Genomic DNA, 11,864 nt, shown 5'->3' with positions numbered 1-11,864 from the left:
AAACACAACGATCACACACAACCACCAAACTAAGAATACCAATCGTGGACATACTATCCCCCGTTCGAGGTCAAGTACATCAAGCGCAAGGTCGAGCACGGGGTGAACGCGCAGTACATCCAGACCTCGAACCACATGGGCACCCACCTCGACGCGCCGCGCCACTTCGTGACCAACGGCATGACGATCGACGAGATCCCCCTGGAGTGGCTGTACGGGGACGGCGTCATCGTCGACCTGCGCGACGAGATGAGCGACCTCGCCGTGTACACGCCCGAGATGATCGAATCGCGGGTCGAGATCCGCGATGGCGACCTCCTCATCCTGCACACGGGGTGGGAGCGCTTCGCGCAGTTCGGCGCCGACGCGAACGAGGAGCGCTACGTCCATACGCACCCCGGCGCGCACCCCGACATGGTGCGGTGGCTCATCGACCGGAAGATCAGGGTCTGGGGCGTGGACGTCATCTCCACCGATCACCCCATGAACCTCCCCATCGGAAGGTTCCTCGGGAAGGGTACGTTCGGACACTGCGACCGCGTGCGGGCGATGGCGGAAAAGGTGTTCGGCGGGGCCGCGGCCGTGGAGGAACTGTTTCCCGAGGAGCACTACCAGCTCACGCACAATGCGCTCTTCCCGCACAACTGCATGCACATAGAGAACCTCGGCGGCCGGATCGCCGAGCCGGAACTGCAGAACCGGCGGCTCACCATCGGGTGCTTCCCGTGGAAGTTCAAGGGAGGGGAAGCCGCCTTCTGCCGCGTGGTGGCGTTCCTCGATGAATAGTCGAGGAATAGTCGAGAATCGACGGTCGGGCGAAAATGAGTGCCCGACGCGTCTTCAGACGGATCAGACGGAGAGGTGGAACATGACGATCGCCAGCCGTGCGCGAAGAAACGGATTGCCGCTGCTGTCGCTCCTTCTGTCGTTCGGTTTCCTGTCGGAGGCCGCGGCCCCGCTGGAGGCGCAGAGCTTCTCGCGGGAGGGACTGCTCGACTACATGGAGCAGATCCGCAACGACAACGACCTTCCCGGGCTGTCCGTCGCGGTGGCGGTGGACGGGGAGATCGTCTTCTCCGAGGGCGTGGGCGTCGCCGAACTGGACAACCGCACGCCCGCCACCGGCCGGACGGTCCACAACGTGGGCTCCGTGTCGAAGGTGCTGGCCGTGGTCGGCCTCATGCAGCTCGTCGAGCAGGGGAAGGTGGATCTCGACGCGACGCTCCAGACGTACATGCCCTGGTATCCCGAGCGGGAGTTCCCGATCACGGTGCGCCACATCCTCACGCACACCTCCGGAATCCGGCACTACGACGGGGTCGAATTCGGCCCCCACGACCTGCTCCGCTTGCGGCACTACGACACCTTCGAGGAGGCGACGGAGCTGTGGCGCGACGACCCCCTCGCCTACGACACGGACTCCGGGTGGCTGTACTCCTCGCACGCGCACAACCTCCAGCACGGGATCGTCGAGGCGGCGTCGGGAGTGGACTACGAGGAATACCTCAAGCGCTACGTGTGGGAGCCGGCGGGGATGTTCGCCACCCAGTTCGACGTCCCGTCGCGGGTCGTGCAGAACCGCGGCCGCGGCTACGTCCGGGGCGAATCCGGCCGCTTCATCAACGCCCCGCCGGAGGACCCGAGCTACAAGTACGCCGGCGGCGGCATCATCTCCAACGTGGAAGACCTCGTCCGCTTCGCGATCGCGATCAACGACGGGCGCCTGCTCGCTCCGGAGACGGTGGCGGAGATGCACCGGCCGCAGCTGGAGCCGGGGATTCGGGAGATCGATCCGTCGTCACCGGATGGACTCGGCGATCCGATCGCGCACGAGCAGGCGCTGGCGTGGTTCATACGAACGGACCCGAAGGGACGTAGCTATCCGAGCCATACGGGCACGGTGAAGGGTACGCGATCCTTCCTCGCGAACTTCGACGACTACGGCGTGGCGGTGGCGCTCCAGACGAACGCGCTCCCCTTCGACTCGGCGAGGTACGGCGAGGCGATTGCCCAGATGTTTCTGCCGTAGGGACCGGAGAGACTCGCCCGCCGTGCTCGAACGCCGCGATCCGGCGCTGTTCCCGGCGCGCGAGCAGGCCCGGCGCATCCGCGCGGGCGCGCTGAGCGCGGCCGACCTGCTCCGGGCCTGCCTGGTCCGCGTCGAACGTCACAACGCCGAGCTCAACGCCGTCGTCACCCTGAACCCGGCAGCGGAGGCGGAGGCGGCCGCGGTCGACGCCTCCCTCGCGGCAGACGAGGATCCGGGACCCCTCGCCGGGCTCGTCGTCGGCATCAAGGACGTGACCGAGACGGCCGACCTCCGCACGACGTACGGCTCGCCGCTGTTCGCCGACCACGTGCCCGAAGAGGATGCGCTCGTCGTGCGTCGCCTGCGCGAGGCCGGCGCGGTGATCCTCGGTAAGACGAATACGCCGGAGTTCGCGGCGGGCGGAAACACGTGGAACGAAGTGTTCGGCGTGACGCGGAACCCGTGGAATCCCGCCCTCAGCGCGGGAGGGTCCACCGGAGGCGGCGCGGTCGCCCTCGCGACGGGGATGATCTCGCTCGCGCAGGGCACCGACCTCGGCGGCTCGCTGCGGATCCCGGCCTCGTTCTGCGGAATCGCCGGGCTTCGCCCCACCCCGGGGCTCGTCCCGACGGTGCCGGCCGCCTACCTGTGGGACGATCTGCAGTCGACCGGCCTGATGGCCCGGGATCCGGCGGACGTCGCTTTCGGGCTCCGCGCGATCTCGGGACCCGATCCGGCCTCGCCCGTGTGCGCACCCGAGCCGCGCTGGCCGGAACCCGGCGCCGCGGATCTCGCCGGAGGCCGCTGGGCCTACTGCGGCGACATCGCGCGCATCGGAATCGACGGCGGCGTGGAGGCGGCATGCCGCGGGGCGCTGGCGTCGCTACGGTCGGAGGGCGCGCGGGTCGACGAGGTCGATCTCGACCTCTCCTGGGCGTGGGACGCGTTCCTCGTTCTCCGCGGACACTGGTTCGTGTCGCATTTCGAGGCCGAACTCCACCGGGTCGACGCCTTCGGCCCCAACGTGTCGGCCAACCTACGCTCCGGACTGGCCCTGACCCCGGCCGAGATCGGGGCGGCGGAGAACGCGCGCCGCCGGGTGAGGGAAGCGCTTCTCGCACTCCTCGAACGGTACGACGCGCTCCTGACGCCGTGCATGGCGATCCCGCCCTTCCCGGCGAAGCAGAACTACCCGGAGACGGTCGGGGGGCGGCCGATGAAGACGTACGTGGACTGGATCGCCCCCACCTTTCTGCTCTCGATGCCCGGCCTGCCCGTGGCCTGCGTCCCGGCCGGGTTGGATGCCGCGGGGTTGCCGGTCGGGCTGCAGGTCGTCGGGCCCGCGAGCGGGGAGGGGCAGACGCTCGCCGTGGCGTCGGCCATCCAGGCGTCGCGGCCCATCGGTCTCCCGCCCATGGTCGCCGACGACTGAAGCGGGCGGCGCGACGTTCCCGCGGGAACGTTCCGCGCTAGATTCCCCGCGCGCGGCGGCCACCGACCAACCCCCGAACCCCGAGAGCCGATCATGATCATGTCAAACGACCACGCCGTTTCGGAGTTGTCCGGCGAGGGCCTCGACGCCTGCGTCCGGTTCCTCCAGCGGCTCATCCGCACGCAGTCGATGCCCGGCGAAGAAGGCGAGCTGGCCATGCTCGTCACCGAGGAGATGCGCGCGCTCGGCTACGACGAGGTGGAATATGACGCGGCGGGCAACGTCATCGGTCTCCTCCGGGGGCTCGGCGACGCTCCGTCGGTGATGTTCAATACCCACCTCGACCACGTGGACGCCGGGGATCCGGCTGACTGGCCCCACGACCCCTACGGCGGCGAGATACACGACGGCCTGCTGTGGGGGCGCGGCGCGATCGACATCAAGGGGCCGCTCGCGGCGCAGGTACACGGCGTCGCCCGCCTCATCGCCGCGGAGAAGCGCCCGCCCGGCGATGTCTACGTAACGGCGACGGTACAGGAGGAAGTCGGGGGACTCGGCGCCCGCTACATGGCGGACACGCTGCAGCCCGACCTGGTCCTGATCGGCGAGCCCAGCCGGAACGAGATCCGTCGCGGACACCGGGGCCGGATCGAACTCCGCGTCCAGGTGCGGGGGAAGATGGCTCACGCCTCGATGACCGACATCGGCCGCAACCCGCTGACCGTGCTCGGACGCTTCCTCGCGGCGCTGGAAAACGTCGACCTCCCACACGATCCCGACCTGGGCACCTGCTCGATCGCCCCGACGCTCATCGGAACGGACCAGACCAGCGGCAACGTCATCCCGGGCTTGGCGGAAGTCACGCTCGACTGCCGCACCGTCACCGGGCAGGACGCGGCTTCGCTGCGGGAGCAACTCCTTCCGGTGCTCCGCGCGTGCGAGATCGAGGGATCGAGCAGCGACATCCTGATCCCGCAGCACGAACGCGCCAGCTATGCGGGGTACGAGATGACGTATCCGGCCGACAACCCGGCGCTCTCGCTACCCGCCGACCACGAAGCGATCCGCACGGCGGTCGAGGTCCTGGCCGGCCCGCTCGGGGCCGAGCCGCCGGTCGACATCTGGGACTTCGCGACCGACGGCGGACACTTCGGGCTCGCGGGCATGACCGTGGTCGGGTTCGGGCCCGGAGACGACCGCTTGGCCCACACCGTCCACGAGCACATCGTGATCGACGAACTGGCGACGGGAATCCGCGGCAACGCAGCCCTCGCGTTCCTCTGGCCGGCTCGCTACGCCCGAGCGAGCTGACGCACCGCCGAACGATCGCTAGTTGTCGATGAACTCGGCGACGTGCGCGGGGGCGAGGCGTGTGGTGTGGCGGGAGACCGCGATCATGACGATCACGTTCCCGACCATCCCGTAGATCCCCGGGTGGACGCCGGCGGTCGCGGCGGCTGAGACGAGATCCAGCCGCAGGGCCAGATCGAGGCAGAACGCGATGCCGCCGCCCGTCACGAGGCCCCACAGCGCCCCCGCGCGCGTGACGCCCCGCCACAGGAAGGTCACGACCGTCAGCGGGAAGAGCTGCGCGATGAACCCGTAGCTGAGGAGCAACAGCTCGACGAGGCTGAGTCCGGGGATCAGCGCGAGCCCGTAGCTGGCGGCGCCCACGAGGATCACCATGAGGCGGATCCAGTGCCGCTGCGCCGCGTCGTCGAGCGCGCCCGGCCGCAGGTTCCCCCAGAAGTCGCGGACCGCCACGGATCCCGCCGCGTGCAGGAGAGCGTCTCCGGTGGACATCGAGGCCGCGAGCGCTCCCGCGCAGAAGAGGCCTACGATCACCGGCGGCAAGCCGATCAGCGCCGACGTCACGATCGTGGGCAGGATGGCGTCCGCCGGCTCGACGCCGGGGAAGGCGAGCACGCCCGAGAACCCAATGAAGAGGATGGGGACGAGGAAGAGCGCGAAGGTCGGATAGTAGACGACCGTCCGCTTGAGGGTGTCCACGTCGCGGGCCGTGTAGATCTTCATGAAGTAGTGCGGCCACACGCTGAACCCGAAGGCGGAGATGGCGACCGAACTCGAGTAGGCGCCCCAGCTCCATGGCTGTCCGTCCGCGCCGAGTCCCGGCCCCCGCAGCATGTCCGGGAGCCCGGCGGCGATCGCGTCGAACATGGGTCCCACGCCGCCGTGCAGCTTCGCCGGCAGGTAGAGGCCGAGCCCCCACGCGAGCACCATCATGAACATCCCCTGGAAGGTGTTCGTCCAGCCGACTCCCAGGACGCCGCTCCGGAAGACGTAGACGAGGACGACCCCGTACGCGATCGCGGACCCGGCCCACTGCGGGACGCGCCCCTCCGTCACCACGTTGAAGACGTATCCCGCCCCCTTCATCTGGATCACCAGGTAGGGGACGAAGGCGAAGATGGAGAGGACCGCGAGGATGGCCGGGATCGCGCGGCTGTCGAAGCGGTGCGCGAAGAGTTCGGCCTGCGTGACGTAACCGAAGCGCCGGCCCAGCGCGGCGACGCGGGGGCCGAAAAAGTACCAGGGGACGAGGCCGACGGACGCGTAGGCGAGGATGTAGAAGGCCGCCGCCCCGCGCGAATAGGCCCAGCCGGGCCCGCCCAGGAAGGCGAACGCGCTGAACACCGAGGCCCCCATGATGAAGTAGAGGACGAGGAAGTTCAGCGAGCGGTCGCCCGCGACGTAACCCTCCGTGCTGTCCGAGGCGTGGCGGCCGGAGGCGAGCCCGATCGCGAGCGAAGCGAGCAGATACCCGATCGTGACGAGGAAGACGATCAGCCAGGCCGGCATCAGCCGCTCCCGCCGTTCGGATCGCCGTCGCCGGTCTCCCGCTTCCGTTCCCACAGGTAGTACCCGAAGAGAACGAAGAAGGAGAAGAGGAGCCCGACCACGACATAGAAGAGCGAGAACGGCATCGCGAGTACGCGGGGCTCGATGGTGGCGAACCGCGGATAGATCGGCCATACGAGCGCCGCGAAGAGCAGCACGTAGAAGACCGCGACGGCGATGGCGATGGGGTGGCGGTCGGGAGGCGCGGCTCGGCGTGGTTCGTCCATCGCCGCAAAAGGCCGGCTCCGCCGGATCCGGTCAAGACTGGCCGAACGGTTGAACGGCGGGCTCGATCGAACGATCTTGCCGCATGTCCCGCATCAAGCGAAGCCGCATGCGCGCTGCCGTCGCCCCCGGCCTGCTCGTCATCAGCCACGCGCTGGCGTTTTCGGCGTGCCGCCCCGGAGGGGATTCATCCAGCGCCGCCGAAACCCCCGGCGATGCCGAGATGTCGCCGTCCGCCGCGGGCGTTGCGGCCGGGGGCGCCGACCTCTCCACCGGGACGCACGTGGTCCTGCTGGGGACGGGGACGCCCAATCCCGAACCGGAGGCATCGGGCCCCGCCACCGCAATACTGGTGGACGGGCGGGCCTACATCGTGGACGCCGGCGTGGGCCTCGTGCGCCGCGCGGCGGAAGCGGCCGACCGCTACGGAGCCGAGGGCCTCACGGCGGCGCGCCTGGACATCGCCTTCCTCACTCACCTGCACAGCGACCACACCCTGGGGCTGCCGGACCTGATCCACACGCCGTGGGTGGCCGAGCGGGAGGCGCCGCTGAAGCTGTTCGGCCCCGGCGGGACGGCTGCGATGGCCGCGCACCTGACGGCCGCGTGGGAGGCGGACATCGAGAACCGGCTCGGCGGCCACCAGCCGTCGACACCGGACGGGTGGCGCGTGGAGACGGTCGAGATCGACCCGGGGGTCATCTACGAGGACGACCGCGTCCGCGTGACCGCCTTCGCGGTGGTGCATACGGGCTGGCCGGAGGCCTACGGCTTTCGGTTCGACGCTGCGGGGCGCTCGGTGGTTCTCTCCGGCGATACCGCTCCGACCGAGGCGATCGTCGAGATGTGCGCGGGCTGCGACGTACTCGTGCACGAGGTATACTCGGCCACGACATTCCGTGACCGTCCGCCGGAATGGCAGGTGTATCACGCCCAGGCCCACACCTCGACCGTCGAACTGGCGGAACTCGCCGTGCGGGCGCGCCCGGGGATCCTCGTCCTGCATCACCAGTTGGCTTGGGGAGCGACACCCGAGGAGATGGTCGCGGAGATTCGCGCCGCCGGCTACGACGGACCGCTCGCATACGGCCGGGACCTGGACGTGTACTAGTGTAGTGTCGCCACCGGGCTGGACCCTCCGGACCCACGCCTCCCGCGCGGCGCTTGCCTCGGCTCTCGCGCTCATCGCGCTCCCGGCGCCGGCGGTCGCCACGGCCCCGGCCCAATCCCGCGAGCCTCCCCCATCCCCCGATGCCGCCTCGGCGCTGAAGACGGCGCGCGACGCGCAGCGCGCATTCGAGCACGTCCGGCGCCGCAACTTCCCGCGCGGCCCGCTGGTCAACCCGAGATGCGGCGAGGGGATCGGGCGCTTCTGCCTCGTCGAAGGGTGGGACGACGACGATTGGGAGCCGGTCCCGGAGGAGCCGGAGGTCGTGGAGGAGCGGCACGCCCTGATCGCGGTCCTCGACAGCGCCGCCCGGATGATCCCCGGCGACGAGTGGCTCACGGGGCAGCGCGTCGCCTACCGACTGGAGGCCGGTCGCGAGCAGGAGGCGCTCACGCTGCTGGACGCCTGCCGCGCGGAGAGTGCGTGGTGCGCCGGGCTCACCGGATTCGTGCTCCAGGAGAGCGGCCGCTATGCGGAGGCGGAGGAGGCCTTCGACCGCGCGCTCGGCCGGATGACCGAAGAAGAACGCTGCGGCTGGACCGAACTCGGGCCGGTGCTCGACCGCCGGACGCGCGGCCGCTACGAGCGCTTCGTCTGCGGAAGCCCGCCGCGGCGCGCCGTGGAGCGCTCGTTCTGGCACCTCTCCGACCCCTTGTGGCTCGAGCCGGGACTGGAGCGGCGCTCCGAGCACCTCGCGCGCCGCGTCCGCGCCGCGCTCCAGGCCGACGCCGCCAGCCCCTGGGGGATGCGGTGGGGCGACGATCTCACCGAGATCACGCTGCGTTTCGGCTGGCCCGCCGGCTGGGAGCGGGCGCGCCGCCGGTTCGTCGGCTCGCGCACCGACGAGATCATCTGGTCGCACCGTCTTCCGGGGGCGCAGCGGTTCACCGTGCTGCAGCTCGGGCCTGCCGACGACAGGCCGATCTGGGACCTGGATGAGCCGGAGGGCCGCACGAGCTGGGCGCCGGCCTTCGGCGAAATCGCGGACCTTCCTCACCAGGCGGCCAGCTTTCGACGAGACGGCCGCCGGCGGGTGGTCGCGGCGTTTACATGGCCCGACTCGCTGCCGTCCTGCGACCTGGAGAGCGGTCTCTTTCTCGCCGACGCCCATGGCGTGACCGCCTCGCGCGCCGGCCGGGACAGCGAGCCGCTGGCCGTCGCGGAGCCCCGGGGACTCGCTCCGGCCACGCTCGTCGGCGTCGAAGCGCGTTGCGAAGAGGGACCCGGCGCCGCACGCGCGCGGCTGCCCCTTGCCGTTGGCCAGCCTCTGCTGTCCGACATCCTGTTGCTCGACGCCGGCGGGGCCTCCCCTGCGACGCTCTCGGAGGCGCTCGCCCGCGCGCGAGGCGACCGCACCGCCGCCGCAGGCGAGACCCTGGCCGTGTACTGGGAGTGGTACGGCTCCCCCGCCCCCGCCAGCGCGCTCCAGGTGACACTTTCGCTGGCGCGGGAGGGGAAGGGATTCTGGCGCCGGGCGCTCGAATGGAGCGGCCTCGCCCGCGGCGACACGGAACAGGCCGGCATCCGCTGGCTCGAGGCGACGACGAATCCCGCGGCTGAGGGCCGCACCGTCGAACTCCGCCTCCCCATGCTCGATGAGGGGCGGTATCGCCTCACGCTCCAGGTCGTTTCCCCGACGGACGGGACGGCCGAGTCCAGCAGCGAAATCGAAATCGTCGTCGCGCCGCCGCCCCCCGCCACGACCACCGCTGCGCCGTTCAAGGGCGTCGGCGGTGCGGCGGAAGCGCCGTGACGCGCCCGCCCCCAACGTGCATATTTCGCCCCCGCGCGACGACCGAATCGACTCGCAGCCGACACCGGAGGCCCCCATGAACCACCGCGCCCAACTCCCGCGACGCCTCGGCCCCGTCCTGGCCCTTGCCCTCGCCGCAGCCGCGGGCTGCCAGCGGGACGGTTCGTCTCCGGCGGCTTCGACGGCCGCGCTGGAGCCCGACCAGGTTCTCGCCGATTCGCTCATCGGCGCCTGGGTCGAGGCCGCGGGTGGCATGGAAGCCTGGCACGAGATCGAGTCGGCCCGCTACACGATCACCACTGTGTGGTACGATTCCATCGGCGAAATCCGCCGGATGCGCCCGCGCCGCGTGGAATACCGCAAGGTGGACGGCGTCGAGCAGACGCGGATCGAGCGCCCCGAGGCCGAGGGTCTCTACGTCCAGACCTTCACGGGCTCCGAGATGTGGGCCACGCTCAACGAGCGGCTTCTGGAGCCTGGCATCCGGGCCTGGGACGAGTCCGAGTACGTGGGCCGGGACGTGGTCTACTGGTTTGGGCTCCCGTACAAGCTCTACGACCCCGGCGTGAACCGGCGGGCCGGACCCCGCGACGAAGGTGGATACGAGGTGCGCATCACCTTCGGTGACGGCGTCGGTCTCCAGTCCGGCGACCGCTACTTCTACTACTTCCTCGACGACGATCCCTGGCCCGAGCAGGTCCACTACATCTCGCAGGGGAGGGGAGAAGAGAGCCGTGCGCGCATGTACTGGGACGGTTACCGGACGGTCGGCGACTTCACGTACGTCATCTCGCGGCTCTACCGGGACACGGAGATGAACCCGACCCGCGAACTCCGCCATGATGACGTCGAACTGAACCCGGTGCTGTCGGACTCGATCTTCCGGCGGCCGGGTTCGTGAAGTCGGGTCCCGCGGACCCGAGCCGGGCGGTCGAAGACTATCTGAAGGCCGTCTACAAGCTCCAGCAGGCCGGCGACCCCGTGTCCACGACGGCGCTGGCCGAGGAACTGGACCGCTCCGCGGCGTCCGTCACGAACATGGTCAAGAGCCTGGCGGTGCAGGGGCTCCTCCGGCACACCCCGTACCGCGGGGTGCTCCTCACAGCCACGGGAAAGGCGGCGGCGCTGCGGATCATCCGCAGGCACCGGGTGATCGAACTGTATCTGATCGAGAGGCTCGGCTTCTCGTGGGAGGATGTGCACGCCGAGGCCGAGCGGCTCGAGCACGCCGCCTCGGAAGCGCTCATCGACCGGATGGCGCAGGCGCTCGGAGAACCGTCGATCGACCCCCACGGCAGTCCGATCCCGACGCGCGACGGCGAACTCGCGCACACCGAGTGGATCCCCCTCGCGGAGTTGAAGGGAGGGCGCGGCGTCGTGCGCGAGGTCTCCGACCGGAGTCCGCGGACGCTGCGGGAACTCGCCGCGCTCGGGCTCTTCCCGGGCACGCGCATACGGTGTCTGGGCGAGCGGGCGGATGGCGTCGCCCGCCTCGAAGTGGACGACCGCTCCTTCGATGTCGAGCCCGTCCTCGCGCGCGCCGTCTTCGTCGAGCGCGAATCCTAGCCGGCTTTTCCCATGGCCTGTGGGTCCAGCAGGGCGGGGAGGATCGTTCCGGCCTCGCCGCGCAGCGCCGCCGCCGCAACCTCCGTGAGCGCGGTCCGCCGCACGTTGACCTCAACGATGAGCCCGCCGGCCTCGCGCGTCGCGAGGGGAAGCGCGGCGGCGGGGTAGACGACGGCGCTCGTGCCGACGACGAGACACAGATCTGCCCGCTCCGCCAGCCGGCGCGCACGGTCCAGCAGGTCGGGATCGAGCGTCTCGCCGAAGAGGACGACATCGGGTCGCCGGAGACCCCCGCAGCCGGAACACCGGGGGAGCGTCTCGCCGAGCGGCTCGGCGGGCCAGCGCGCCGCGCAGGACTGACAGCGGTCGCGCCCCACGGCGCCGTGCAGCTCGAGCGGCAGCGCCGCCTCCGCGGGCTCCTCGCCCGCCTCTTCGAGCGCGGCGCGCGTGTGGAGGCCATCGACGTTCTGGGTCACGAGTCCTGCCTCCCCGCGCCGCAGGAAGAAACGCGCCAGCGCCCGATGCCCCTCGTTTGGCCGGCAGCCGGCGAGCGCCGAGCGCCGCCAGGCGTACCACTCGAGCACCGTCCGCGGATCGCGCGCCAGCGCTTCGGGCGTGGCGAGTTCCTCCGGGCGGTAGCTCTTCCACAGCCCGCCGGCGTCTCGGAACGTCGGCACCCCCGACTCGGCCGAAATCCCCGCCCCCGTGAGCGCGACCACGTGGCGGGCTTCCCGCACGAGTCGACGCGCGTGTCGCCATTGACCCTGTTCCATCGTCTCCCGATCTTGTGACCCCGACCTCAACCCGGGCCCGCATGCCGCGCCCGAGCCCG

At 70.5% G+C, this 11,864-nt stretch carries 11 protein-coding genes; 8 read left to right on the top strand and 3 right to left on the bottom strand.

The features are described from left to right. The first annotated feature begins 78 nt into the window (after positions 1-78). The 4 genes from OXN85_10305 to OXN85_10290 all read left to right on the top strand — a co-directional run bounded on the left by OXN85_10305 (position 79) and on the right by OXN85_10290 (position 4,772). A complete protein-coding gene (locus OXN85_10305) occupies positions 79-786 on the top strand; it encodes a cyclase family protein (protein MCY3600345.1) in 708 nt (235 codons plus the stop codon). An 82-nt stretch (positions 787-868) separates the two neighbouring features. Next, complete coding sequence (locus tag OXN85_10300; protein ID MCY3600344.1) at positions 869-2,029, top strand: serine hydrolase; 1,161 nt, start codon at positions 869-871, stop codon at positions 2,027-2,029. A gap of 22 nt (positions 2,030-2,051) precedes the next feature. Beyond that, positions 2,052-3,461 (top strand): amidase family protein, encoded by a 1,410-nt coding sequence (locus OXN85_10295; protein ID MCY3600343.1) that lies wholly within the window; start codon positions 2,052-2,054, stop codon positions 3,459-3,461. A 93-nt stretch (positions 3,462-3,554) separates the two neighbouring features. After that, positions 3,555-4,772, top strand: coding sequence for a M20/M25/M40 family metallo-hydrolase (locus OXN85_10290; protein MCY3600342.1), 1,218 nt, complete (start codon positions 3,555-3,557; stop codon positions 4,770-4,772). Between the two features lie 18 nt (positions 4,773-4,790). Here OXN85_10290 and OXN85_10285 read toward each other — a convergent pair whose 3' ends face one another. Together OXN85_10285 and OXN85_10280 are read right to left on the bottom strand one after the other, a co-directional pair. Continuing rightward, on the bottom strand, positions 4,791-6,281 hold the full coding sequence (locus tag OXN85_10285; protein MCY3600341.1) for a sodium:solute symporter family protein: 1,491 nt from the start codon (positions 6,279-6,281) through the stop codon (positions 4,791-4,793). After that, positions 6,281-6,547, bottom strand: coding sequence for a hypothetical protein (locus OXN85_10280; protein MCY3600340.1), 267 nt, complete (start codon positions 6,545-6,547; stop codon positions 6,281-6,283). Before OXN85_10280 ends, OXN85_10285 begins: the two co-directional genes overlap by 1 nt. 83 nt (positions 6,548-6,630) lie before the next feature. Here OXN85_10280 and OXN85_10275 point away from each other — a divergent pair, with 83 nt between their 5' ends. From OXN85_10275 to OXN85_10260, 4 genes are all read left to right on the top strand, one after another. Continuing rightward, positions 6,631-7,656, top strand: coding sequence for an MBL fold metallo-hydrolase (locus OXN85_10275; GenBank protein ID MCY3600339.1), 1,026 nt, complete (start codon positions 6,631-6,633; stop codon positions 7,654-7,656). Between the two features lie 4 nt (positions 7,657-7,660). Beyond that, entirely contained in the window at positions 7,661-9,466 is a 1,806-nt protein-coding gene (locus tag OXN85_10270) for a hypothetical protein (protein MCY3600338.1), read from the top strand. 76 nt (positions 9,467-9,542) lie between these two features. Beyond that, positions 9,543-10,367: a hypothetical protein gene (locus OXN85_10265; protein ID MCY3600337.1), complete on the top strand. Its 825-nt coding sequence runs from the start codon at positions 9,543-9,545 to the stop codon at positions 10,365-10,367. Continuing rightward, positions 10,364-11,032 carry a metal-dependent transcriptional regulator gene (locus OXN85_10260; GenBank protein MCY3600336.1) on the top strand — a complete coding sequence of 223 codons (669 nt, stop codon included), beginning with the start codon at positions 10,364-10,366 and terminating at the stop codon, positions 11,030-11,032. Before OXN85_10265 ends, OXN85_10260 begins: the two co-directional genes overlap by 4 nt. On the opposite strand, the gene OXN85_10255 is transcribed toward OXN85_10260, so the two are convergent. Continuing rightward, positions 11,029-11,805: an NAD-dependent deacylase gene (locus OXN85_10255; protein MCY3600335.1), complete on the bottom strand. Its 777-nt coding sequence runs from the start codon at positions 11,803-11,805 to the stop codon at positions 11,029-11,031. The two genes, OXN85_10260 and OXN85_10255, sit on opposite strands and share 4 nt — an antisense overlap. Positions 11,806-11,864 lie beyond the last annotated feature (59 nt).

The sequence above is a fragment of the Candidatus Palauibacter australiensis genome (genome assembly GCA_026705295.1).
GTDB classification, from domain to species: domain Bacteria; phylum Gemmatimonadota; class Gemmatimonadetes; order Palauibacterales; family Palauibacteraceae; genus Palauibacter; species Palauibacter australiensis.
Note: the sequence above shows the minus strand (reverse complement) of the source record. Positions and strands in the feature narration are given on the sequence as shown.

Coding starts and splice junctions, on each gene's coding strand:
- OXN85_10300 (MCY3600344.1), top strand. CDS start 869: ATGACGATCGCCAGCCGTGCGCGAAGAAACGGATTGCCGCTGCTGTCG.
- OXN85_10290 (MCY3600342.1), top strand. CDS start 3,555: ATGATCATGTCAAACGACCACGCCGTTTCGGAGTTGTCCGGCGAGGGC.
- OXN85_10285 (MCY3600341.1), bottom strand. CDS start 6,281: ATGCCGGCCTGGCTGATCGTCTTCCTCGTCACGATCGGGTATCTGCTC.
- OXN85_10280 (MCY3600340.1), bottom strand. CDS start 6,547: ATGGACGAACCACGCCGAGCCGCGCCTCCCGACCGCCACCCCATCGCC.
- OXN85_10275 (MCY3600339.1), top strand. CDS start 6,631: ATGTCCCGCATCAAGCGAAGCCGCATGCGCGCTGCCGTCGCCCCCGGC.
- OXN85_10265 (MCY3600337.1), top strand. CDS start 9,543: ATGAACCACCGCGCCCAACTCCCGCGACGCCTCGGCCCCGTCCTGGCC.
- OXN85_10255 (MCY3600335.1), bottom strand. CDS start 11,805: ATGGAACAGGGTCAATGGCGACACGCGCGTCGACTCGTGCGGGAAGCC.